This window comes from Hanstruepera ponticola (assembly GCF_012931685.1).
In the GTDB taxonomy this organism is placed as follows: domain Bacteria; phylum Bacteroidota; class Bacteroidia; order Flavobacteriales; family Flavobacteriaceae; genus Hanstruepera; species Hanstruepera ponticola.
Genome location: NZ_JABANC010000001.1, coordinates 926,778 through 952,579 on the forward strand (window position 1 = coordinate 926,778; position 25,802 = coordinate 952,579).

The 25,802-nt window shown below is 33.2% G+C and carries 22 protein-coding genes; 6 read left to right on the forward strand and 16 right to left on the reverse strand.

Features of this window, described 5'->3' with window-relative positions; genetic code table 11:
- Nucleotides 1-133: 133 nt before the first annotated feature.
- Together HGK31_RS04120 and HGK31_RS04125 are read left to right on the forward strand one after the other, a co-directional pair.
- A complete protein-coding gene (locus tag HGK31_RS04120; protein ID WP_191858599.1) occupies nucleotides 134-2,686 on the forward strand; it encodes a TonB-dependent receptor in 2,553 nt (850 codons plus the stop codon).
- Nucleotides 2,687-2,783: 97 nt separating this feature from the next.
- A complete protein-coding gene (locus HGK31_RS04125) occupies nucleotides 2,784-3,224 on the forward strand; it encodes a hypothetical protein (protein WP_191858600.1) in 441 nt (146 codons plus the stop codon).
- A gap of 47 nt (nucleotides 3,225-3,271) precedes the next feature.
- On the opposite strand, the gene HGK31_RS04130 is transcribed toward HGK31_RS04125, so the two are convergent.
- Nucleotides 3,272-4,327: an endonuclease/exonuclease/phosphatase family protein gene (locus tag HGK31_RS04130; RefSeq protein WP_191858601.1), complete on the reverse strand. Its 1,056-nt coding sequence runs from the start codon at nucleotides 4,325-4,327 to the stop codon at nucleotides 3,272-3,274.
- Nucleotides 4,328-4,466: 139 nt separating this feature from the next.
- Here HGK31_RS04130 and HGK31_RS04135 point away from each other — a divergent pair, with 139 nt between their 5' ends.
- Together HGK31_RS04135 and HGK31_RS04140 are read left to right on the forward strand one after the other, a co-directional pair.
- Complete coding sequence (locus HGK31_RS04135) at nucleotides 4,467-7,226, forward strand: carboxypeptidase-like regulatory domain-containing protein (RefSeq protein ID WP_191858602.1); 2,760 nt, start codon at nucleotides 4,467-4,469, stop codon at nucleotides 7,224-7,226.
- Nucleotides 7,227-7,262: 36 nt separating this feature from the next.
- The gene (locus HGK31_RS04140; RefSeq protein ID WP_191858603.1) at nucleotides 7,263-8,684 is read left to right on the forward strand and encodes a DUF5689 domain-containing protein; all 1,422 of its coding nucleotides are present in this window, start codon (nucleotides 7,263-7,265) and stop codon (nucleotides 8,682-8,684) included.
- A gap of 52 nt (nucleotides 8,685-8,736) precedes the next feature.
- Here the strand turns inward: HGK31_RS04140 and HGK31_RS04145 are convergent, their stop codons facing one another.
- Nucleotides 8,737-9,681, reverse strand: coding sequence for an endonuclease/exonuclease/phosphatase family protein (locus tag HGK31_RS04145; protein WP_191858604.1), 945 nt, complete (start codon nucleotides 9,679-9,681; stop codon nucleotides 8,737-8,739).
- Nucleotides 9,682-9,794: 113 nt separating this feature from the next.
- On the opposite strand from HGK31_RS04145, the gene hflX reads away from it, so the two are divergent.
- Together hflX and HGK31_RS04155 are read left to right on the forward strand one after the other, a co-directional pair.
- The gene (gene hflX, locus HGK31_RS04150) at nucleotides 9,795-11,009 is read left to right on the forward strand and encodes a GTPase HflX (RefSeq protein ID WP_191858605.1); all 1,215 of its coding nucleotides are present in this window, start codon (nucleotides 9,795-9,797) and stop codon (nucleotides 11,007-11,009) included.
- A gap of 70 nt (nucleotides 11,010-11,079) precedes the next feature.
- Nucleotides 11,080-13,329: a transglycosylase domain-containing protein gene (locus HGK31_RS04155; RefSeq protein WP_191858606.1), complete on the forward strand. Its 2,250-nt coding sequence runs from the start codon at nucleotides 11,080-11,082 to the stop codon at nucleotides 13,327-13,329.
- 46 nt (nucleotides 13,330-13,375) lie between these two features.
- Here the strand turns inward: HGK31_RS04155 and HGK31_RS04160 are convergent, their stop codons facing one another.
- From HGK31_RS04160 to HGK31_RS04225, 14 genes are all read right to left on the reverse strand, one after another.
- Nucleotides 13,376-14,311 (reverse strand): DUF3078 domain-containing protein, encoded by a 936-nt coding sequence (locus tag HGK31_RS04160; protein WP_191858607.1) that lies wholly within the window; start codon nucleotides 14,309-14,311, stop codon nucleotides 13,376-13,378.
- 61 nt (nucleotides 14,312-14,372) lie between these two features.
- Nucleotides 14,373-14,879 carry a DUF2480 family protein gene (locus tag HGK31_RS04165; protein ID WP_191858608.1) on the reverse strand — a complete coding sequence of 169 codons (507 nt, stop codon included), beginning with the start codon at nucleotides 14,877-14,879 and terminating at the stop codon, nucleotides 14,373-14,375.
- Between the two features lie 4 nt (nucleotides 14,880-14,883).
- The gene (locus HGK31_RS04170; protein ID WP_191858609.1) at nucleotides 14,884-15,207 is read right to left on the reverse strand and encodes an SUF system Fe-S cluster assembly protein; all 324 of its coding nucleotides are present in this window, start codon (nucleotides 15,205-15,207) and stop codon (nucleotides 14,884-14,886) included.
- Nucleotides 15,208-15,209: 2 nt separating this feature from the next.
- Complete coding sequence (locus tag HGK31_RS04175) at nucleotides 15,210-15,632, reverse strand: SufE family protein (protein WP_191858610.1); 423 nt, start codon at nucleotides 15,630-15,632, stop codon at nucleotides 15,210-15,212.
- A 31-nt stretch (nucleotides 15,633-15,663) separates the two neighbouring features.
- The gene (locus HGK31_RS04180; protein ID WP_191858611.1) at nucleotides 15,664-16,446 is read right to left on the reverse strand and encodes an META domain-containing protein; all 783 of its coding nucleotides are present in this window, start codon (nucleotides 16,444-16,446) and stop codon (nucleotides 15,664-15,666) included.
- Between the two features lie 82 nt (nucleotides 16,447-16,528).
- Nucleotides 16,529-17,608: a zinc metalloprotease gene (locus HGK31_RS04185; RefSeq protein WP_191858612.1), complete on the reverse strand. Its 1,080-nt coding sequence runs from the start codon at nucleotides 17,606-17,608 to the stop codon at nucleotides 16,529-16,531.
- Between the two features lie 166 nt (nucleotides 17,609-17,774).
- Nucleotides 17,775-18,989 (reverse strand): aminotransferase class V-fold PLP-dependent enzyme, encoded by a 1,215-nt coding sequence (locus HGK31_RS04190; protein WP_191858613.1) that lies wholly within the window; start codon nucleotides 18,987-18,989, stop codon nucleotides 17,775-17,777.
- Between the two features lie 4 nt (nucleotides 18,990-18,993).
- Nucleotides 18,994-20,220: a ligand-binding sensor domain-containing protein gene (locus HGK31_RS04195; protein ID WP_191858614.1), complete on the reverse strand. Its 1,227-nt coding sequence runs from the start codon at nucleotides 20,218-20,220 to the stop codon at nucleotides 18,994-18,996.
- Nucleotides 20,221-20,312: 92 nt separating this feature from the next.
- Nucleotides 20,313-21,626 carry a Fe-S cluster assembly protein SufD gene (gene sufD / locus HGK31_RS04200; RefSeq protein WP_191858615.1) on the reverse strand — a complete coding sequence of 438 codons (1,314 nt, stop codon included), beginning with the start codon at nucleotides 21,624-21,626 and terminating at the stop codon, nucleotides 20,313-20,315.
- A gap of 9 nt (nucleotides 21,627-21,635) precedes the next feature.
- Nucleotides 21,636-22,388: a Fe-S cluster assembly ATPase SufC gene (sufC, locus tag HGK31_RS04205; protein ID WP_104735305.1), complete on the reverse strand. Its 753-nt coding sequence runs from the start codon at nucleotides 22,386-22,388 to the stop codon at nucleotides 21,636-21,638.
- 3 nt (nucleotides 22,389-22,391) lie between these two features.
- A complete protein-coding gene (locus tag HGK31_RS04210) occupies nucleotides 22,392-22,820 on the reverse strand; it encodes a hypothetical protein (protein ID WP_191858616.1) in 429 nt (142 codons plus the stop codon).
- Between the two features lie 10 nt (nucleotides 22,821-22,830).
- Nucleotides 22,831-24,279, reverse strand: a complete 1,449-nt coding sequence (sufB, locus tag HGK31_RS04215; protein WP_191858617.1) for a Fe-S cluster assembly protein SufB — start codon at nucleotides 24,277-24,279, stop codon at nucleotides 22,831-22,833.
- Between the two features lie 9 nt (nucleotides 24,280-24,288).
- Nucleotides 24,289-24,618: a HesB/IscA family protein gene (locus HGK31_RS04220; protein ID WP_104735308.1), complete on the reverse strand. Its 330-nt coding sequence runs from the start codon at nucleotides 24,616-24,618 to the stop codon at nucleotides 24,289-24,291.
- Nucleotides 24,619-24,723: 105 nt separating this feature from the next.
- Entirely contained in the window at nucleotides 24,724-25,800 is a 1,077-nt protein-coding gene (locus tag HGK31_RS04225; protein WP_233450977.1) for a cytochrome-c peroxidase, read from the reverse strand.
- Nucleotides 25,801-25,802 lie beyond the last annotated feature (2 nt).

The window sequence follows — 25,802 nt, forward strand, 5'->3', positions numbered from 1 at the left end:
TTTCTTAATTACTTTTCAGACACGTTTTATTGTATAACTTCAAGCAACTAAAAATTCTTAACTATAACATAATGCATATATGTTATTAAAAAGTAATTTTGCCAAAAATTTAAAAACCAATCTTATTAATACAATGAAAAAAATTACAAGATTTTTATTTTTAGCAGTAGCGTTTATGTTTACTGGTTTAACATTGGCACAAAGTACTGTATCAGGTACTATTATGGATGCCGAAATGAACGCACCACTTCCTGGTGCCAACATCATTGAAAAAGGCACAACTAACGGTGTGTCTTCTGATTTTGATGGGAATTTTACAATTACTACAGAAGCTACTTCTGGTCAATTAGTAATCTCTTATGTTGGTTACAGCACTGTAACCGTATCATTTGATGGTAGCACAAATTTAGGAAACATTACTTTGGCAAGTGACAATACATTGGACGAGGTAGTTATTATTGGGTCTGGAGTTATTGATTTAGCTGAAGACAGAAAAACACCAATAGCTGTTTCTACAATTAAAGCTAGTGAAATTAGAGAAAAAGCTGGAAATTTTGATCTACCAGTATTATTAAAATCTACACCTTCTGTACAGACAGTTAATGGCGGTAGTTTTGGTGAAGGGCAAATGTACTTAAGAGGTTTCGACCAAACAAATACAGCATTCTTATTAAATGGACAACCAATTAACGGTATGGAAGATGGTAAAATGTATTGGTCAAATTGGCAAGGCGTTACAGAAGTATCTAATGCGATTCAGGTACAGCGTGGTTTAGGAGCTTCAAAATTAGCTATTTCATCTGTTGGTGGTACTGTAAACATTGTTACCAAAACTATTGATAAAAAAGCTGGTGGTTTTGTTCAGCAAATGGTGGGAAATGACAATTACATTAAATCTACTGCTTATTTTTCAACCGGAGTTAGTGACAAAGGATGGTCTTTTTCTGGTTTGTTAGGGCATTGGCAAGGTGATGGCTATGTAGATTATACACAAGGTCAAGGTCAAACTTATTTTCTTTCTGTTGGTTATCAGCCAAACGAAAATCATGCACTTAATTTCTTGTTAACAGGTGCGCCACAATGGCATGCGGTTCAGGGTGGAGCTTCTATTCGTAGTTTTGTAGAAAGTGATAGATTTAGACGTTTAAACCCTTGGATATATGAAGGTGTAAACAGTCCGAATACCTTACATGGTGAAAACAATGTTTATCCAGGAGGGCGAAACATTTATCATAAACCAGTAGCTAACTTAAGTTGGGATTGGACCATTAATGACAAGTCCGAATTATCTACTGTTTTATATGGTTCTATGGGTAGAGGTAGCTTTGCACAAGCAAGAACTTCAGGAGATGACGTAACCTACGCACGTGGATCCAACAATAATCATAATTGGTACGGTTTAGTAACAAATTATAACAATCAGTTAAATGAATATTTAAACTTTAACATCGGAGCCGATGTACGATTATATAATGGTATTCACTTTAGAGATGTAAGAGAATTTATTACTGTTGATTCGGTTTCTAATAGTTCAGGATATAGTGGAGGTGAAACGTACTTTTTAACAGAAGCTGGGGGAATCAATCCATGGGGTGTATTCTTTAATCCTAATACAGATCATTTACAACGTTTTGGATATGATTATGAAGAGCAAATTAACTATGCAGGTGTATTTGGTCAATTAGAATACGCAAAAGATAATTTCTCTGCCTTTTTCCAAGGTGCAGTTTCTAATCAATCTCACGTAAGAACAGAATTCTTAAACACGTCTACTCCTGGACAAGGAGAAGAAGGAGAGAAAGTAAATAACATTGGTTATAACCTTAAGGCTGGTGCATCATACCAAATTGGTGACATGCACAAGGTTTTTGTGAATGCAGGATACTATTCTCGTCAACCTTTTCATGATTTATTATATGTAAATGATAGAGGTAGTAATGAATTATACAATCCAGCTATTGAAAATGAGGAAATTACTGGACTTGAAGCAGGATATCAATTTAATGGTGGCAGAGCTATTTCTGCGAACTTAAATGTTTATCATACTACTTGGGATAATAGAACTTTAGTTGCTAATAACGGATTAAATGATGACGAATTTAGATCTTTTCAAACCTTTGGAGTTAAACAAGTACACTACGGTGTGGAGTTAGAAGTTTTTACACGTCCATTAGACAACTTAAGATTAAACGGATTTTTATCTTTAGGCGAATGGCAATTTAAAGATAATGCTACTCAAAGAACATTTAATCAAGACGGCACCCAAGTGGAACCAGACGAAGAAATAGTTATTGATGGTTTTAATGTTGGTGGAGCTGCACAAGTTACTGCTGGAATTAATGCTATTTATGAGTTCTTGCCAAGAACAAGTATAGATGCTAATTGGAATTGGTATAATGATATGTACTCAACGGGGTCTTTAGAACAAGCAACTGTTGCAATGCCTTCTTATGATACTGTAGATGCAGGGTTCTCATATAAAATGCTTTTAGGCGAAGGAAAAAGTTCCCTTCAGTTTCGTGTTAACGTAAATAACATTTTTGATGAGGTGTATTTAGAATCAGTTAATGGTAACATACAGGCTTCATCTAATCCTGAAGATAATTTTAAAGGGGTAAATATGGATAACTCTGGAAGATTTGGTTACGGTAGAACTTGGAATACAAGTATCCGCTTAAACTTCTAATACTTGTTTTAGAATATATAAAAAACCTCTTCCAAATGAAGAGGTTTTTTTATGCACTTTTATTAGTACATTTGTTTAAATTTAAAACAACAATCTCATGTATAATACCATTAAATTACTTCATTCTTATTGGGCTTACCTAGTCTTATTTATGTTGATAATTGCAGTTATAAATGCCTTAATAAAAAGATTAGGTGATAAAGAATATGGTGCAAAGGATTTTAGGATTGCACTTTTCACTTTAATAGTTTCACATATTCAATTACTGTTGGGATTAATATTATATTTTGTTTCTCCTAGATTTAGTCTGTTTAGTGAATCTGGTATGGGTGAGATAATGAAAAACGCTGTTGATAGACTCTACTTAGTAGAGCATCCTATAGTAAATATTTTAGCCATAGTTCTCATTACTGTTGGTTATTCAAAGCATAAAAAGAAACTCATCTCAAAAGCTAAATTCAATACTATTACTGTTTTTTATGTAATAGCACTTGTGTTATTCTTATCTAGAATTCCATGGAATACTTGGATGGCATAAAAAAAAGGCGACTAAAACAAGTCGCCTTTTTTTTATTTATAATTTTTTCATTCAATTACTTCTTTAATCAAGAAAATATATGATGGGAAGTGGTCACTGAATCCATCGGTAAAGCCACCGTTTGAAAAACTCCGTTTAGGATATCCTTTCCACCTTCCACGCTTACTAACTAAATAATTTTTATTATAGATATTTGCCTGATAAAATTGAAAAGAAGAGTAGTCTTTTTCAAGAAATGGCTGTGTTATAATAATTTGGTCAAATAAACTCCATGCATCACGATAGGCATTAGAACCTAACCCTGCCCTAAATAAATTTTCATAAGGATTATAAATCTCTTTAAAACCAACATCTTCTCTATCGTTTTTAGTTTTTAAAACCTCTTTCATACTGGCATTTGTAGGGTCATCGTTAAAATCGCCCATGGAAATTATTTTAGCATAAGGGTCTAAAGTTTGTAACGAATCAATAATTTTCTTGTTAAGCTTTGCAGCAGCCACACGTTTTGGTCTGCTTCTTGCTTCACCACCACTTCGAGAAGGCCAGTGGTTTACAATAATATGAATCATTTCACCATCTAATTTCCCACTAACTAGTAATTGGTCTCTGGTATAAACTCGTTTTTGAGATTGATCATCAAAAAGTAAGAGTTCATGTGAGCTTGTAAATAAAGGCGTGAATAATTTTTTTTGATATAGCAAGGCAACATCAATGCCACGTCTATCAGGAGATTCATAATGAACAATCCCATAATCCATGTTTACCAAAGCTGGGTCATTTATCACATCTTCAATAACATCTCTATTTTCAACCTCTGAAATTCCAATAATAGCAGGAGAATTTTTAGCTGTATCAGTTCCTATATCAGCCAATACTCGGGCCATATTCCGAACTTTTTTCTTGTAAATTTCACTTACATCAATTTTCATCTCCATGATTGGGCTTGCCTCATCATTTTTGGTTGGGTCATTGATAGTGTCAAATAGGTTTTCTAAATTATAAAAAGCAACAGTATGGATTTTAAATTTTTTAGCTTCTTGAGAATTGGCAGTTATAGCAACACATACAAGTAGTGTTGTAAACCAAAATTTTATATTTTTCATTAAATTAGAATGTTACGTTTTTGTTATGGTATTACAAATCTTACGCCAAAAGTAGATATTTATTAGAAAAAATGTAAATTTGCAGGCTTAATTAATCAAAAATTAATGCAAAATCTATTTTTTAACTATAATTTCTAACATGAAAAAAAGTTTAATTGTTTTTTTATTTGTAATTTTTTCAGCATTTACTATACATGCGCAACAAACTATTGTAACCGGTAGTGTAACAGAATCAATTTCACAAGAACCCATTGCAGATGTTACGGTTGTTATTGAAGGAACGGATTTAATTACTCAAACAGATGAATTAGGAGCTTTTGAATTTACTTCAAATCTACCTTTGGGAGAACAAATATTAAGAATTTCTAAAGATGGTTATTCTTTTAAAAGATTTCCTATAGTAATTAATGAAGGTCAAACGGTAAATATCCAAGACATGGCCTTATTAAAAGATTCAGCAGCCGATTTATTTACTATTAGTTTATCTGACGATGAATTAAATGATGATGGTGCAGGATTAGATAATATTTCTGGTTTGTTGCAGTCATCTCAAGATGTCTTTCAACGTACAGCTGCATTTGAATTTAGTTCATCATTTTTTAGAGTAAGAGGTTTAGATTCTGAAAATGGTTCAGTACTAATAAATGGTATTGAGATGAATAAAATGTTTGATGGTAGACCACAATGGAGTGATTGGGGAGGATTGAATGATGTATTAAGAAACCAAGAATTAACCACTGGTTTACAACCGTCAAGCTATAATTTTGGTGGAATATTAGGAACTACTAATATGAATGTTCGTGCATCACAATATAGAGAAGGTGGTAGAATTACTTACTCTTCCTCTAATAGAAGTTATAGAAATAGAATTATGGCCAGTTACTCTTCAGGATTATTAGACGGTGGTTGGGCTTACACTATAATGGCTGGCAGACGTTGGGGAGATGAAGGTTATCAAGATGGAACGTTATACGATGCTAACTCATTTTTTGCTTCAGTTGAAAAGAAATTGGGAGAAAAACACAGTTTAAATTTCACTTCAATTTACACGCCAAACCGAAGAGGAAAATCATCACCAAATACACAAGAGGTTTATGACTTAAAAGATATAAGGTATAATGAATATTGGGGTTGGTTAGATGGTGAAAAGCGTAATTCCAGAATAAAGGAAGTTGTTGAACCTATTTTAATGTTAAACCATTATTGGGACATAAGTAGTAAAACGAGTTTAAACACCAATGTTGGATATCAGTTTGGTAAAATAGGTAATAGTCGTTTAGACTTTGCTGGTGGAGGTAACCCAAGTCCTGCTTACTATCAAGATTTGCCTAGTTATTTCTTGGCCGATGATGATGGTCCAGATTATGAAGGCGCTTATTTGGCTGAACAAGAGTTTATTAATGATGGACAAATAGATTGGGAGCGTATTTTAGACGCAAACGTCACAAATAATGCGGCCGGATTACCAGGTGCCTATGTGTTATATGAAGATAGAACTGATGATACTCAATTAACATTAAATTCTATTTTAAACACAGAAATAAATGAAAATATTCTAATTAATGCAGCCTTTACTTATAAAGATTTTAAATCTGAAAACTTCGGAAATATCATTGATTTATTGGGTTCTACAGGTTACTTGAATGTAGATAACTTTGATGGTTTTCAATTTGATGCAAGAAACCCAGACAGAATTGTAGGTGAAGGTGATAAGTTTCGTTACAATTATGAGATTGATGCTTCTGTAATATCAGGTTATGCACAAGCACAGTTTAAATACAGTAAAGTAGATTTTTATGCATCTGCTAGCTTAACTAGTACATCCTATCAAAGAAATGGTTTATGGGAACATTCAGCTTTCGCAAATTCATATGGTAAAGGTGAAAAATTGACATTTACTGGAGTTGGAGCAAAAGGTGGACTTACCTATAAGATTACTGGAAAGCACTTAATTGATGTAAATGGAGGTTATTTAACTAAAGCACCAACATTAAGAAATAGCTATTCTAACGTTAGAGAAAACAATGATGTTGTATCAAATATTACAGAAGAAAAGATCGCTTCTGTTGATGTTAGTTATATTTATCGCTCTCCAATTGTAAAAGCAAAATTAACAGGTTATTACACCAAGATTCAAGATGCCAATGAAATAGCATTTTATTTTGCTGATGGTTTAGCAAATATTAATACGGTAGGAAATGAATCGGTTTCAATTAACCAAACAACTGCATTTGTTCAAGAAGTATTGCAAGGTGTTGATAAAAAACATATTGGAGCAGAATTGGGTCTAGAAGCCCAAGTGACACCAACTATTAAATTAAAAGGTGTAGCTTCTATTGGTCAATATACATATGATAACAATCCAGATTTGTATTTAACGTCTTCTATATTTGGTAGAACAAATACATATACGGCAAATATTAAAGATTATAAAGTTTCTGGTGGGCCACAACAAGCTTATTCAGTTGGATTTGAATATCGTGACCCAGATTATTGGTGGTTTGGTGCTACAGCTAATTTCTTTGACAACGCTTATGTAGATATTAGTCCGTTGACACGTACTGAAAACTTTTATTTAGATAGAGATGGATTGCCAATTAATAATTACGATCCAGAAATAGCTAGAGACTTACTAAAACAAGAAGATTTTGGTGATTATATGGTAGTAAATTTAACAGGTGGAAAATCTTGGAAAATTGGAGATTATTATGTGGGATTATTTGCAAGTATTAATAACTTGCTAGATGAAATCTACAAAACAGGTGGATTTGAACAAGGTAGAAATGCCAATTACAACGAATTATTGGCTGATAATTCTAATCCTAAACGTGTATTTGGACCAAAATATTGGTATGGTCGTGGTACAACTTATTTTTTAAATGTTAACTTTAGATTCTAAAAACGAAAAAGAAAAATTAATTAAAATAGTATTACAATGAAAACAAATAGATTTTTTACAATAGTACTTGGTTTAATAGCAACAATAGCTATTACCTCATGTGTACAAGATGACGATTACACAGTTCCTGAAAGTCTTGGAGATGAAGAAAACATAGGATTAAATAACCTAATTGCAAATTCAACAGCTATCACGGTTTCTGAAGCAAAATCTTATTTTGTTCCAGGAGAGGTAACAGCAATAACAACTAATGTTTATGTTAAAGGTTACGTGTCTTCTTCGGATAGAACAGGTAATTTTTACAAAGAGTTTTTTATTCAAGACAGTCCTTCAAACCCAACAGACGCTATTAAAGTTATCTTAAACCAAGTTGACTCTTACAACCAATTTAATTTTGGAAGAGAAGTTTATATTAACCTGAACGGTTTATTTATTGGAGAAGTGCGTGAAGGTGATGGCGTGATAACAATTGGTGGTGATAGAAATGCTGATAATGAAGTAGAGCAATTAACAGAAAATTTAGTACCTGCTAAAATTTTCAGATCTCAAGTAACTGAAGTAATGGAACCATTAACAGTTACTTTTTCGCAAATTGATGATTCACACATTGGTATGTATGTTATGATTGAAAACGCTCATTTCCCATCATATTTAAGCGGTGAATTTTATGTTGACCCATTTGATGATTTTGATACAACAAGAGAATTAGAGGCTTGTGAAGGCTTTGGTTACAGTTCTTTTCCATTAGAAACAAGTTCATTTGCTGATTTTGCTCAACAACCACTACCAGTGGGTATGGGAGGAAGTATTTCTGCAGTTGTTTCAAAAACCTTTAACGGTAGTAATTTAGTATTAGCATTGAATTCAACTGAAGATGTAAATTTTGACGGTGCCATTTGTACGCCATTAAGTATTGATGACTTTACAGCTGTTTTTGAAGAAGATTTTGAATCAATGACTAACAATTCTACAGTTAGTGGAAATGGTTGGACTGCATATGCAGAAGAAGGTGGATTTAACTGGAGAGTTATCACAACTTCTGATAATGGAAACCCTGGAAGTAAAATAGCATCAATGGGAGCTTACAATTCTGGTGATCCTAGTAACATTGCTTGGTTAATTTCACCAGCAATTGATTTAGATTCTCAAGATTTAGAATTTGTTAATTTTGAGACTTCAAACAGCTTTGATGATGATAGTGAATTGGAATTGTTAATTTCAACTGATTGGGATGGCACAGAAGCAGGTATAGCAACTGCTACTTGGACAACATTACCTGGTACAATAGTTTCTGATGATGTTTATTATCAAGACTGGGTTGATTCAGGCTTAATAGATTTGAGTGGTTATTCAGGAAATGCCTATGTTGCATTTAAGTATATAGGTGGAGATAATTCAGCGAATACAATTGATGGTAACTATGAAATCGATAATTTTAGAGTGTTGGTTCAAAACTAATATTTGAAGTTATAATATAAAAAAAGCCTGCGAAACGCAGGCTTTTTTATTTCTAATTCTCTTCCAATATAATATAAACAGGAAAGTGGTCACTGTAGCCACCCTTATACTTTTTACCAACATACGTTCTAAAAGGAGCGCCTTTAAAAGGACCACGATATTGTTTTAAAAAATCTTCATCATATAAAGCTGCTCCATTATAGGACAGCTTACCTTGAGCGGTTTCAAAAAAGTTAGTACTAAAAATAATTTGATCAAATAAGTTCCATTCATTATAATGACGTGTCGTTCCGGAATCATCTGATAATAACGTTGTCATAGGATTGTATAAATCATTTGATTGCATAAGACGTTTTATACTATTACTAAAAGGATCGTCATTAAAATCACCCATTATAATAATTTTAGCTTCTGGATTTTCAAGCTTTATACTCTGAATAATTTCGCTAGCTTTTTCAGCAGCTAATAGGCGTTTTGGTTCAGTTATTAATTCGCCATCGTGTCTAGAAGGCCAATGATTTACCATTATATGAACATGTTCTGCATTCAAAATACCTCTTACTAACAATATGTCACGCGTATAGTCAATACTACCATCATCATCGTAAATATGTACAGGAAAAACTTCCGATACTTCAACTTCAAAAACCGTTGTATCATAAATCAGCGCCACATCAATTCCACGTTCATCAGGCGAATCAAAGTGAACATAATCATATGGCTTATTTGCTAAATGCTCTGAATTTAATAAATCGTCAAGCACCAAGTTGTTTTCCACTTCGGCCAAACCAATTAATGCTGGTGGATTCCCTGTTTCTTCCTTACCAATATTAGAAATAGCAAAGCCTAGTTTCCGCAGTTTGTTTTGGTAGCGTTTAGGTGTCCAACGCTTAACCGAATCAGGCAAAAAATCATTGTCATTGGTTAACATATCGTCATGAGTGTCAAATAAATTTTCTAGGTTATAAAAGGCAACTGTAAACAATGATTTTGTCATGCTATAATTTTCAATGCAATCAGTGATTAAGATACTAATTTAATCATAAGAATACAGTAAATTAGAATACATTACATATTATCATTGTAACTTTGTATTATATTTTGACGATTATGATAGAAAAGAAAGACATAGAATTAGAACGCGCTGTTTTAATTGGAATAGTAACAAAAAACCAAGATGAAGATAAATCTAAAGAATATTTAGATGAGTTGGAATTCTTAACATACACGGCTGGAGGTGAAGTTTTAAAACGCTTTACACAGAAAATGGACATGCCTAATCCTAAAACATTTATTGGAACAGGTAAGATGCAGGAAGTTCAGGCTTTTATCGAAGAGTATGATATTGGAACAGCTATCTTTGATGATGAACTGTCTCCAGCACAAGAACGGAACATTAGCAAAATACTCAATTGTAAAGTGCTAGATAGAACCAATTTAATCTTGGATATTTTTGCTCAACGAGCTCAAACCAGTTATGCCAGAACGCAGGTTGAATTGGCACAATGTGAATATTTATTACCACGTTTAAAAGGTATGTGGACTCACCTTGAAAGACAAAAAGGTGGGATTGGAATGCGTGGTCCAGGTGAAACAGAAATTGAAACAGATAGACGTATTGTACGCGACAAAATAGCCTTACTCAAAGCTAAAATTAAAACCATAGACAAGCAAATGGCTGTGCAACGTGGTAATCGTGGTAAAATGGTTCGTGTAGCTTTAGTTGGCTATACAAACGTTGGGAAATCTACGCTTATGAATACCATAAGTAAAAGTGAGGTTTTTGCTGAAAATAAATTGTTTGCAACTTTAGATACTACAGTCAGAAAAGTGGTTATTCAAAACCTACCGTTTTTGTTAACTGATACGGTTGGGTTTATTCGTAAGCTACCAACGCAATTGGTGGAAAGTTTTAAAAGTACATTAGATGAGGTGCGTGAAGCCGATTTACTATTACATGTCGTTGATATTTCACATCCTAATTTTGAAGAACACATTGAATCTGTAAATAAAATATTAGGTGAAATAGATAGTGCAGACAAACCAACCATTATGGTGTTTAACAAAATTGATGCTTATGAAGCTGAACCTTTTGATGACACCGATTTGGTAACCGAACGTACTAAAGCTAACTATAGCTTACAAGAATGGAAAAAAACATGGATGAATCGCATTGGAAATAACGCTTTGTTCATTTCGGCTTTGAATAAGCAAAACCTAGAAGATTTTAAAAAGCGTGTTTATGATGAGGTTCGCGAAATTCATGTCACCCGTTTTCCTTACAATCACTTTTTGTACCCAGACTACAACTATGAGGAAGAATAGTAATTATTAACATTCAGTTAACTGACAACTTTCTAATAAATCAAGTAATCTGTCGTTTGTTAAAATAAACATGGAAAAACTACGCGCATTATTTAAGAAAAAATGGGTAAAGTGGCCAATGATACTATTGGTTTCTGCTGTTCTTTTTCTTACGCTATTGTATGGCTTGACTTATTTGGGCTTATTCGGGAAACTACCAACACAGCAGGATTTAAGTACTTTAAAACAAGCTGAAGCAACTCAAGTTTTGGATAGTAATCAAAAACTTATAGGGAAATACTATATTTATGACAGACAGCCATTGCTATATAAAGATTTTCCACAACACTTAATAGACGCTTTAATTGCGACGGAAGACGTACGTTTTTATGAGCACAATGGTATAGATAATAGAAGTTTATTACGCGTTTTTTTTAAAAACATCCTACTTCACGATGAATCTGCTGGAGGCGGAAGTACTATTACCTTGCAACTAGCAAAAAACCTTTTTGGCAGACAAGATTATTTAGCTTTCGGGATACTTATTAATAAGTTTAAAGAGTCTATAACAGCCAAACGTATAGAATCTATTTACTCTAAAGAAGATATTTTAACGCTTTATTTAAACACCGTTCCATTTCCAGATAATACATATGGTATTGAAAGTGCTGCACAAAAGTTTTTTAATAAACCTGCTAACAAATTAAGTTTATCTGAAGCAGCTACACTTGTTGGAACTTTAAAAGCCAACAATTATTACAATCCTAGAATTTCCAAAACTCGTAGTGAATTGCGACGCAATGTGGTTGTTAATCAAATGTTGAAGTATGACTTTATTGACCAAGAACAAGCCGAAGCCATAAAACAAGATTCACTGGTTTTAGACTACCACTCTTTTAATCACGATATGGGATTAGCACCATATTTTAGAGCACAGGTTAAAAAGGAACTTATTGAAAAATTAAAAACTATTAAAAAACCAAACGGTGAGCCTTATGATATTTACATAGATGGCTTAATAGTACATACGACACTTGATGCTACCATGCAATTGTATGCGGAAGAAGCTATGAACAATCATCTTACCAAGTTGCAAAATGAATATGAAAAGTCTTATGGAACTCGTGCACCTTGGAGACCTGAATCAGCTATATTTAAAAAATCACTTCAGGACTTGCCTATTTATAAACGTCTAGCAGAATCTGGTTTATCAGAAGACGCCATTCAAGATAGTTTATCAAAACCTAGAGATATTGAAGCCTTTTCTTGGAATGATACCAAAACTGAACAACTTTCAGTAATAGATAGTTTATCACATTATTTAAAGTTTTTAAATACTGGGATGCTTTCAATTAATCCCTCAACTGGAGCTATAAAAGCGTATATAGGCGGTATTGACTATCGTTTTTTTAAGTATGATCATGTTTCACAAAGTGAACGTCAGGTAGGCTCTACTTTCAAACCCATTGTATATACTACAGCTATTGAACAAGGGATGAAACCATGCTCTTATTATGACGTGAAAGCCATAACATACACCAATTATGATAATTGGACACCAACCAATTCTGGTCAAGAAGAAGATGAAAATATCAAGTATAATCTTGAAAAGGCCTTAAGTCATTCTATAAACACGATTGCTGTAAAGGTTTTAAATGATGTGGGCATTTCAGCCACAATTGAACAAGCCCAAAAAATGGGTATCGTTAAGGATTTACCTCAAGAACCTGCCTTAGCGTTAGGTGTTGCCGAAATTAATTTGAAAACATTAACAGGTGCTTATGCCAGTTATGTGAATAAAAGTATGGCTGTAAAACCTTATGCAATTACTAAAATAACCGATAAAGCGGGAATCGTAATAGCAGAATTTGAACCTCAAGTTTCTAAGGAAGAAGCTTATAGTGATTATACACGTCAAGTGTTGTTAGAAATGATGAAATCAACCATAAATCAAGGAACAGCATCCAGATTAAGGACCACATATAAACTTAATAATGCTATAGCTGGGAAAACTGGAACCACACAAGATAATAAGGATGGTTGGTTTGTAGGTCTAACACCAAAACTAGTAACCGTAACTTGGGTGGGAAACGACAATTACAATATTGGTTTTAAAACTACAGGTTTAGGCCAAGGGGCTAATTCGGCTTTACCACTATTTGCTAAATTCTACCAGAAACTTAACAACGACTCTAAATTCAAACAAATAACTCAAAGTCAGTTTGAAAAACCAAGCGCAGAAGTTTTAAATGATTTAGATTGTAAGTTAGAAAAGGAGGATAACTTTTTTCAGCGATTGTTTAAAAGCAAAAAGAAGAAAAAAGAATTTAAAGGGAATTAAAAAAGCGACCTAATTGGTCGCTTTTTATAATAAATAGTATCGTATGTTAGAATGAATAACTCAAACCAAACGTTGTATAAACTTGTAAGTCATTATCTACATTATCAAAAGTAGGCTCTGGTTGAGTACCCATTGGATCCCAGTTTCCATAAGCAAAATTAACAGCTTCTTGCTTGTTATCTCTTAATCCTACTTCAAACCCGAGACCTAAACTTTTCCATACTTTATAACTCAACGAGTTTATCCATGTCCAGTTTGATAGGTTTGAATCTTCATAGCTCATGAATGCTGATAAGTTAGAGTTGAAAGTCAAGCCTCCAAATTCTTTCTTATAGTTGGCTACTACTTTAGCACCGAAAGATGACTCAAAAATAGCATCATTATCAGCAAAAACAAAGTTGTAGTTCAATGGGTGTACCACAACAATTAAGTTGTCAATTGGAGTCCATGTAATACCAATACCAACATCTAAATATCCTGGATCATTAAAATTGTTAATTAATGTGGTGCGATATTCAGCAAGCGTAGAAGCTGCAAGTGATTTGGTTAATTTGTAACCGTAAAGTGACGTTACACTAAACACATCATTAGCTTCTCTAAAGCTATCATCATCAGTCGGGTCATCTTTATCATCAAATTTCACCCAACTCAAGTTTATGTTGGCTGTATTATACCAAAAATATTTTTCACGATCCAATTTGGCAAATGGGTTAGCCGTTATTGTAATATTACCTGATGAGTTATTTGGCGTACCTTGTCCGTACCAATTATTAAATTGAGAAAAACTTGCTCCAATAGTACCGAAAGCTCCAAATTTCCAACCTGGAAATTCATCTATTTGCTTTTGTAAATCATCAATTCTACCTTGAATAGCATCAACTGAGTCTTGTTTTTGAGATTTCTCTTCTTTTAGTTCGTCAATAGTTTGCGAAAATGAAGCTGTCGCAAGCAGCATGAAACCTAGTGTAAAGATTTTTTTCATAAGAATAAAAATGGATTAATTATAGCGTTTCTATAATTAGATTAATAACAAAGCAAAAATACTACTTTCTTTTAAATAATGGAACATTTGAACAAGCTTCACCAAACATTATAGATTTTGCTACTGGTTTTAACTTGCTTGAAATCATGCTGTAAGCATTTAAAGGGACGGGCTTTTTAGAACAGCCTTTTATAATTATGGGTTTGTCCTTTAGGTCAGAGATATCTAAATTATCTATAATATCTTGGTAAACTACCGTTTCCAAAGCCTCTAAATTTCCTACAACAGTTAATTTAGAAAAGGGTTGAAGTTCAACGGATATTAACATATAAGCCCAAGCAGGAATAATAGCATCTGTAGAGCAGTTAACAGCAACGTATTGGTTTTGGTATTGAGACCAGTTATGACTCAATACGTAGGCTCTAAATTCTTTTTCACGAAGGACAATACCTTCATAAAGCCAGTTTGAAATATCTAATAAGACCCGTTCGCCTGTTGGATAATAATCCTCCAAATCGAATGTAACTAATTTACTGTTCGCTACGCGATTTACAATATCATCTGCCATAGCTTTAGAGCATGCCTAGTTCTAGTTTTGCCTCTTCACTCATTAAGTCTTGACTCCAAGGTGGGTCAAAAGTAATTTCTACTTCTGCAGAATTCACAGCATCTAAAGATTTTACTTTTTCTTCAACTTCTAATGGCAATGTTTCGGCCACAGGGCAATTAGGTGTTGTCAATGTCATGAGGATTTTTACATCATAATCTTCATTTACAAATACATCGTAAATAAGGCCTAATTCATAAATATCTACAGGGATTTCAGGATCATAAATGCTTTTTAAAACCTTAACAATTTTTTCACCTAGTTCGGTTGTATCTATAGTTTCGCTCATAATTATTGTAGTTGTGTTTGGTATGCTATGGCATACATTTTCAATTGCTTTATCATACTCACTAAACCATTAGCGCGAGTAGGGGATAAATGATCTTTTAATCCAATTTCATCTATGAAATCAGTATTGGCTTCAATGATGGCTTTTGGCGACTGATTTGAAAAAGCTCTAATAAGAATAGCAATGATTCCTTTAGTTATTATGGCATCACTATCTGCAGTAAAAATAATTTTCTCATTCTTCATTTCAGCATGCACCCAAACTTTACTTTGGCATCCTTTTATGATGTTTTCTTCCGTTTTATATTGGTCATCAATAAGTGGTAATGTTTTACCTAAATCTATCATGTATTGGTAGCGCTCTTCCCAATCATCAAACATAGAAAACTCATCAATTATTTCGTTTTGAATATCTTCAATAGTCATTAACTCAAATTTTCTACAAAAATACAGATAACTATTGTTTCTCTGCCTTTTTCTTCATAGATAAAACCTTATTCACGATATTTTCTATTGATTTTGGTGGATTCCCATGATCAAAAATAGGTGTTTTGTAGGTTTTCCCATTTAGCTCAATTTGTAATGTAGCTGCTGCTGCTGCATCATGATGACTTGATTTTGAAGGTGCTTCTAAATTTGATAATGAATCAAGGTCTAATTCATTAACCATTTTTTCTAATTCATTCCAAAGAGTATCTGGGTATTCACTACTCTCACTAACATCAAGGTTATAATCATTTGAAAAATTAATATGTTCTTGATTAATCCAGATTTTTTCAAAAAAACCTCTAGTAGAAGCTTGATAGGTAATCATTAAATTGTTTTGTGTTTGAAAAGCCGTAATAACGTTAGTATCATCTTTTTTTAGGGTTATAGTCTCATCATCAATAAGAAAATTATTAGCATTGGTTAAGGCTTCCAGCATTTTGGATTCAACGGCATTTTTTTCTTCAGGACAAGACATTCTTGTAGCAGCAAGTGGTCCAATTCTTATGTTCGAACCATTTATTTCATAGGAGCTAGTAAACCTATTACAACCAGAATAACCAGATACCATTTTTAAACTATCATTGAATATGATTGTTAATTCAGATGAAGCCTCGTTGGAGTCGTTAATAAGGCCAATTTTATAATTGCCATTCGGAAAATTTTCTGAAATAGCATTTTCATTGATTTTTTTCTCTGAGTTTCCACATGAAGCAATTGAAATAAAAACAGTTAAGATAAACGTGAATTTCATTTGTTATAATTTTAATATTATATATAATAATACAAAAAAGACGCCAAAGTTGGCGTCTTTAAATTTTATATATAAATAAAGTTTAGTTTCCGGCTAAAGAAGCTCGTGCTCCACCTGATTCAAACAAGGCTCTCATTCTAGTATTTTGACCGTTTGTAAACATATACATGCAATCATCATATACATAATCCATATAGTTCATGGTCATGTCATTAGAACGACAATTTACAGTAGGGTAAGAAGGACAACCGTAGTTTGGTGCATCAGATGTTGGTGTATCAGCAACGAAATCATCTCTTCTGCAGTTTCCATCTCCCCAGATATGACGTAGGTTTAACCAGTGACCAACTTCGTGAGTGCCAGTTCTTCCATGTCCGTAAACACCTCCCGCATTATTTTCTCCAAAATAATCAGTTCCAATCACAACACCATCAGTAGAGCTAGGTCCACCAGGGAATTGAGCGTATCCTAAAATTCCACCACCTATTTCACATACCCAAATATTTAAATATGTTGATGGGTCAGTTACATCAATGCCACCTTGACCACTGTCTTTCATAGCATCATTGGTTCCCCAAGAAGAACGTGTATTAACAACTCTATTTACTGTATGAAGCGTAAAAGAGATTCCGCAATCAGCAATATCACCAGCAAATTCAGAAGGAACTTGGTTAGCATTAGAATTATTAGCATTAAAATCTTCATTTAATACAGCTATTTGAGAACTAACTTGTTGGTTACTTACTTGACCAGAAAATTGCTCAATAATATTAACAACTACTGGAATTGAAACAGGAGCAGTAAATCCTGGATCTGGGTCTCCACCTCCATTGTTTCCTCCACCATTGCCATTACCATTTCCGGCTCCATCAGGTTTTTTAGCCGCAATAGATTTTCTTGTTTGATACTCAATGTCAAACATGGTTTGCTCTAAATTAGGGTTCTCATTCAATAGTCTATTTAAGTTAACCATTGAATAGCATGATTTTGATTTTCCTTCTGCAATTCTTGCAGCTTCATCAATATCTGCATCTGTATAGACATAAAAATCACTCATGTCAATTTTTGATTGGTCATTGTTTGAAATGTTGTTTTCCTGATCATCATTACATGATCCAAATAGTAGAGCTAGAGCAGCCATACCAAGAAGTGTTTTTTTCATAATTATGTAAAATTTGGTTAAAAATATTGCCGAATATATAATTAATTAAGAAAAAATTAACATGATTGATAAAAAAATATTAAATTTTTCGACGAAATGCATTTTGCTTATAAAAATAAAAAAAACACCCATTGGGTGTTAGTGTTTGATTGTCAAAAAGTTAAGTTTATGTTAGCATCATTTTAGCTTTTTTCACACCCTCGATTAATGTATCAACTTCTGATATGGTATTGTAAAATGCAAAGGAAGCTCTAACAGTTCCAGGTATTTTAAAATAGTCCATGATGGGTTGCGCACAATGATGACCCGTTCTTACTGCAATCCCTAATTTATCCAGTATGGTGCCTACATCATAAGGATGAATACCTTGTAGATTGAAAGAGATGACAGAGGTTTTGTGCTTTGAAGTGCCGTAAATTTTTAAGCCTTCAATTTCAAGTAGTTTTTTTGTAGCGTAAACTAATAACTCATTTTCATAATTGGCTATGTTATCAAAACCAATTTCATTCATGTAATCTATAGCAGTTCCAAAGGCAATACCACCACAAATATTTGGTGTTCCTGCTTCAAACTTATGTGGTAAATCAGCATAAGTAGTTTTTTCAAAAGTTACTTCAGCAATCATTTCACCACCACCTTGATAAGGCGGTAATTTGTTTAGCCAAGCTTCTTTTCCATATAATATACCAACACCTGTTGGGCCACACATTTTATGGGCTGAAGCTACGTAGAAGTCAACATCCAAATCTTGAACATCTGGTTTTACGTGAGGGCATGCTTGTGCACCATCTACTAAAACAGCTGCACCAACCTGATGAGCCTTTTCAATGATATCCTCAATGGGATTTATGGTTCCTAAAGCATTGGAAATATGGTTTACAAAAACTAATTTTGTGTTTGAGGACAACAGCTTATCATATTCAGGTATGACCAATTCACCGTATTCATTCATAGGAATGACTTTTAGAATGGCACCTGTGTGTTCACAGAGCATTTGCCAAGGCACAATATTGCTATGATGTTCTAATGCTGAAACAATAATTTCATCTCCTTTTTTTAATAATGACGAAAACCCATTGGCAACTAAATTTATACCATGAGTTGTCCCAGAGGTAAAAATGATTTCATGTGCTTTTTCAGCATTAAAGTGCTTTTGAATAGTTTGCCTAGCAGCTTCATATTTATCTGTTGCTTCCTGACTTAAGGTATGAACGCCTCTATGGATGTTGGCGTTGTAATTTGAATAATAATCAACGATACAATCAATAACCTGTTTTGGTGTTTGCGATGTGGCCGCATTGTCTAAATAGACTAGAGGTTTGCCATTGACTTGTCTTGAAAGTATGGGGAAGTCTTTGCGAATGTCTTCTATGTTAAGCATTGTATTATTTGTAGTATTTTATTTTCTGTCCATCAAAATACCCTATGCCATTTAGGTTTGTCAAAAATACGAAACGGTTTTTATCTAAAAACTCAAATTTCTTAACAGACATTTGATATCCAACAGCATTTGGCAAACCTGCCTTCCACGTTAAAGTAGGGTTTAAAATTAACTCTTTATCATAGCTACCATCTTTTTTTATTATCCTAAAGAAGCCATTATTAGTGTAATAATACACTGAATAATCAAAAGGATTATATGATATTGGGCCTAAATATTCTTTAATATCCATTTTAGTGTAAGAAATGAAATCCCCATCTTTATTTTTATATTCTTTAATAGAAGTTTCGTTTTCTAAAATGTATTTTAAAGATTCATTTTTATAGAAATCTTCAAATTCTGTTTTCTTTAAAACATCAATTCTGCCATCAACAAAAAAGTGCATTAAACTTTCGCTTGTATAAAAATTACCTTCACGATCTTCGGTAATTCCCTTAATATTAGATGTGTAAAGGTTATGAGGAAACTTAATCAAAGTGTCAGTTTTTGTTATTACTACCTTTTCAGGAAATTCTGAAAAAATTATTGAATCATCTTCTGGCCAATCTCCATATTTATCATTATATATAGAGCCTAAACTATCGTCACAAAAAAACTCTTTAGTATTAAGATTAAAAAAACACATATCTCCACCCCATTCTCCAGAATCATAGCCAAGCCATAACCTGTTTTTACTATCTAAAAAGTATGTATCTGGCTTAATTAAACTGTTTGAAGGTTTTCTATATCCAGACCTCCAGAAAAAACGAGAATTTTTATCGTTAGGCTGATAAATCTTTCCATCTAGAACGAATGATTTATTTGTAACAATAAGCAATTTATTGTTATTATCGATTAAAATAAAATAAATATATTCCTCTTCAGGAACCTTAGTAATTATTTGATTACTGCTAGTCACAATAACTCTACCATCAGATAAACCTGCAAAAATTTCATTTTTAGAATTTTTGGTAATTGAATTACTATTGCTATTAATTAATTTAACTTTATTTGATTGAGTGTTCCAAGCTACTAAACTATCACCTTTAGTGATGGCATAGACATCATTTTCGAGAACAACAAAGTCCTTATAGTTGGTATCTAGATTATTAAAAACAATTGAAGGGATACTATCTTGACTGAAGATCAGATTTGTTTCAAGTATGACAAGAAATAATAAAAGGATTCTCATAAATGTAGTTTTAGTTTTCGTAAAACTATTTTGAAATACTTAATTATAAAACTCAAAATGAGTCAAGTAAGATTATCCATGAGTAAACAATATTAAAGATCAAACCCAATATTAACACCTAATTTATTGGCAATAATTTTGGTAATACGTTGCTTAATTTCAGGAATTTTCACAGAACTTAATACGTTATTACTAAACGCATACATCAATAACGCTTTGGCTTCTTTTTCAGGAATACCACGTGAGCGCATATAAAACATAGCACTTTCGTCTAACTGACCAATGGTGCAACCGTGAGAACATTTTACATCATCTGCAAAAATTTCTAATTGTGGTTTGGTGTTTATGGAAGCTTTATCGCTTATCAGGATATTATTGTTAGCCTGAAATGCATTTGCTTTTTGAGCTTCTTTTTCGACTACAACTTTTCCGTTAAAAACACCTGTTGCGTTATCTCCAAAAATACCTTTGTAATCTTGATGACTTTCGCAATTTGGTTCTATGTGATGAACCAATGTGTTATGGTCAACATGCTGTTTGTTACCAATGATAGTGACACCTTTTAATGTTGAATCTATACGTTCGCCTTTTTGAAAGAAATTTAAGTTATTACGTGTCAGTTTACCACCAAACGAAAATGTATGCACTGAACAATGACTTTCTTGCTTCTGACTGATAAATGTATTATCTATTAGTGAAGCAGTTTCTCTATCGTTCTGAACCTTATAATAATCTACAATAGCACGTTTATTGGCAAAAATTTCGGTCACACTATTGGTTAGTACAGGGTTGTCTGTTAAGCTTTGATGACGCTCAATTATTTGAACGTGAGCATTCTCATCTACTACAATTAAGTTTCTAGGTTGCAACATTAAGGCCGATTCATTTCCAGAACAAAAATGTAAGATTTGAATGGGTTTTTCAACCAATTTATTCTTTCTAATATGAATGTATGCACCTTCACCCGCAAATGCCGTATTTAAGGAAGACAAGCTGTCTTTAGTTGCTGCTTTATTGAAATAATTTTCAATAACTATACGGTATTTAGGTTTGCTTAAGGCTGATGACATCAAACAAACGTCTATACCATCATGTGTTGTTTGTGATAAATGTGAAGAGTATCTTCCATCAACAAATACAATTTTATAACTGTCTATATCGTGAATAAAATACTTTTTGACATCACGATATTCTAAAGCATTTTCTTGTTTTGGAAAAACACTATAATCCTGATTTAGAATAGATTTTAGTGATGTGTATTTCCAAGCTTCTTCTTTTTTAGTTGGGAATCCTTTTTCTTCAAAAGTTTTTATTGCTTGATTTCTAATATCATGCAATGGTGAATTGTCATCCAAATGATCCTCAAATGCTAAATATGAAGAAACTATTTTATCTTTTAAATCCATTTGCTTTTTTTAAGCGTTCACTTCTTCTTTTATCCAGTCGTAACCTTTTTCTTCTAGCTCATGTGCTAGTTCTTTTGGGCCAGATTTTACAATACGACCATTGTGTAATACATGTACAAAATCTGGGACTATATAATCCAATAGTCTTTGATAATGCGTGATTACAATGACTGCATTGTCTTTGCTTTTTAGCTTGTTAACACCATTTGCAACAATACGCAGCGCGTCAATATCTAAACCAGAATCGGTTTCATCTAAAATGGCTAGTTTAGGTTCTAACATAGCCATTTGAAATATTTCGTTACGTTTTTTTTCACCACCAGAAAAGCCTTCATTTAAAGAACGCGATAAGAACTTTCTATCAATTTCTAATAATTCAGATTTTTCACGTATCAGCTTCAGCATTTCATTTGCTGGCATGTCTTCTAATCCTTTAGCCTTTCTAGTTTCGTTTATGGCTGTTTTTATGAAGTTGGTAACTGATACTCCAGGAATTTCAACAGGATATTGAAATGACAAAAAGATACCTTTGTGAGCACGTTCTTCAGCAGCTAATTCATCGATATTTTCACCTTCTAATAGGATTTCTCCCTTATCAACTTCATATTCTTCTTTCCCTGCGATAACCGAAGCCAGGGTGCTTTTTCCAGAACCGTTAGGTCCCATTATAGCATGGACTTCACCAGGCTTAACTTCAAGGTTAATGCCTCTTAAAATACTTTTATCCTCTACACTTGCGTGTAAGTTATTTATCTTTAACATAGTTTATTTTGATTCCAATTTAACAACATTATTGCTTTCTGCGTTTGATGGAGCAACTTCCATAATTTCTTTTATGGCAACTCTAAAATCCCAACCTTCTTCATTTTCAGGTTTAGGTGTTATTTTTCCTCTTATGGTAACGGTAACATAATCAGTAGCTTCTTTTTTATACTTTTTTGCCATATTGTCTAATTCATGCATTTTTTCATCAATCACAACAGCATAAATATCTCTGTGAGTCTGTAATACAGCGGCATCAGCGAAGTAAACAAATTCACCTTTTAAAAGGGTTAATCCATCGTTTTGTTTTTCTGTTCGGTTTGGACTGTCAACATCTATAGGTTTAGAAGTTGACGCATCTTCTGTTTTAGTATCGTTTTTACAAGCAACTAAAACAATAAAACTGATAAATAAGACTGCTAATTTCTTCATGATTATAATTTTATCCTACTGATCCTTCTAAACTTATTTCTAATAATTTTTGAGCTTCAACAGCAAACTCCATTGGTAATTTATTCAGAACTTCTTTACTAAAACCATTAACAATCAAGGCAATAGCTTTTTCGGTGTCAATACCTCGTTGATTACAATAAAAAATTTGGTCTTCACCAATTTTACTGGTTGTTGCCTCATGTTCAATTTTTGCCGATTTGTTTTTAGCTTCTATGTAAGGAAATGTGTGTGCTCCACATTCGTTACCCATAAGCAAACTATCACATTGCGAAAAGTTACGTGCGTTTTCAGCTCGAGAACTTATTTGAACTAATCCTCGATAACTATTTTGAGATTTTCCAGCTGAAATACCTTTTGAAATAATTGTTGACTTGGTGTTTTTTCCAAGATGAATCATTTTTGTACCAGTATCGGCTTGTTGGTAATTATTTGTTACGGCAATGGAGTAAAACTCACCAACAGAATTATCACCTTTAAGAATGCAACTTGGATATTTCCAAGTAACTGCAGAACCAGTTTCAACCTGTGTCCATGATATTTTTGCGTTCTTTTCACAAAGCCCACGTTTTGTTACAAAGTTGTAAACACCACCTTTGCCTTCAGCATTTCCTGGGTACCAGTTTTGAACAGTTGAGTATTTAATCTCAGCATCATCTAGAGCAATAAGCTCTACAACAGCTGCATGTAATTGATTTTCATCACGGCTTGGAGCAGTACAACCTTCTAGGTAAGAAACATAACTACCTTCATCCGCAATAACTAATGTTCTTTCAAATTGACCGGTTCCTGCTTGGTTAATTCTAAAATAGGTAGATAGTTCCATTGGGCATTTAACACCTTTTGGAATATAACAGAACGAACCATCACTAAAGACAGCAGAGTTTAAAGCTGCATAAAAATTATCTTTTTGAGGCACTACAGTTCCAATGTATTTTTTTACTAATTCTGGATGCTCTTTAATGGCTTCAGAAATACTCATAAAAACAATGCCTTTTTCAGCCAAGGTTTTCTTAAAAGTTGTAGCTACAGAAACTGAATCTACAACAACATCCATAGCAACACCTGCTAACTTTTTTTGCTCATCAAGGGATATCCCAAGTTTTTCAAATGTGGCTAACAGTTCTGGGTCTACTTCATCAAGACTATCATATTTTGGCTTACTATTTGGTGCCGAATAATATGAAATAGCTTGAAAATCGGGTTTTGTATAATTTACATTGGCCCAATCTGGTTCAATCATTTCTTTCCAAATCTTAAAAGACTCCAATCGCCATTCAGTCATCCATTCTGGTTCTTCTTTTTTCTTCGAAATTGCTCGAACAATATCTTCATTTAAGCCAATAGGAAAGGTTTCAGATTGTATATCTGTATAAAAACCATACTCATATTCCTTGGTTTTTAATTCCTCTCTTAAATCGTCTTCTGTGTATTTACTCATGTTTAGAATTTAAAGTGAAAAAGATTCGCCACATCCACATGTTCTATTAGCATTAGGGTTATTAAAAACAAAACCCGATCCGTTTAAGCCACCTGAATATTCAAGTGTTGTGCCAATTAGGTATAAAAAGCTTTTCTTGTCAACGATAATTTTTACGCCATTATCTTCAAAAACTTTATCGTCATCTAGTTGTACTTTATCAAACTTTAAATCATAAGACAAACCAGAACAACCACCACTTTTCACACCAACCCGAACATAGTCGGTTGCCATATTAAAGCCGTCTTCAGTCATTAATTCAATGACTTTCTTTTTAGCTGTTTCAGAAACTTTTATCATATTCTTTAATTAGATTTTGTCTAAATAGAGTGCAAATATACAATATAAGTCATGGATTACCATATAACCTAACATTATATTAGTATATGGTTTAATAGCTTTTTGCTATTGGTTTTGAAAGTCTGGATTATTAATGAATGATGGGTCAGAAAGAGAAAGTAGGAATGCTTTTAGGTCAGCTTTATCCTGATCAGAAAGTTGCACACCACCTTCGTTAACTTTTTTCATGAGTGGGTCTATAGTTGGTGAATCCTGAAGACCTTCACTATAATGATTAATAACATCATCTAAAGTAAAAAACCGACCATCGTGCATATAAGGTGCGGTAAAGGCTAAATTTCTTAACGAAGGTGAACGGAATTTACCATTATCGGCTGGATCTCCTGTGACTTCACCTAATCCTAAATCGGAAAAAGTCGCATCTAAACCATTGTTGTGGAATGCATTGTCTGTCCATAACGGATTGTTTGGATTGCCATGACAATGAAAACAATCGCCTCTTTCTTCATCCATAAAAACATTGAGTCCGTTTTCTTCTTCAGGCGTTAAGTTTGTTAAACCTAAAAGATACCTATCAAATTTTGAATTTGCCGAAATGAGTGTTCGCTCAAATTGTGCAATAGCTTTCGTGGCTTTTTCTTTTGTTATTGGACCATTTCCAAAAGCACTGGTAAACATGTTTGGATATTCTGGATGCTGTTGTAATCGTTGAATTACAACTTCCCAAGTATTATGCATTTCAACTGGGTTAATTACTGGTTCCAGAGCTTGATGTTCTAGACTAAACACGCGTCCGTCCCAAAAGAAATTTTCGTCGTAGTTCCAAGCTAAATTGAACAAAGGCATTGAATTCCTATTCCCTGGAACACCATCTACACCAATACTAAATCTTGGAATATCACTAAAAGCATTTTGAGGTAAGTGACAGTGCGCACATGATTGTGTATTATTAGAAGAAAGTAGTGGATCGAAAAATAATTTCTTACCCAACGCAATACCTTCAACAGTTTGAGGGTTGTCTATTGGGATGACTGGGTCAAGAATGTTATCGGAAAAAATTTGCGGTATTTCTAATGGTGCAGGTGTTGGTCTATTTACATAGCCATTGTCTTCGTCGTCTTTTTCACAAGCTGAAAAAAAGACAAAACCGAAAAGCAGTAAATATGTAAAATTAAATTTCAATT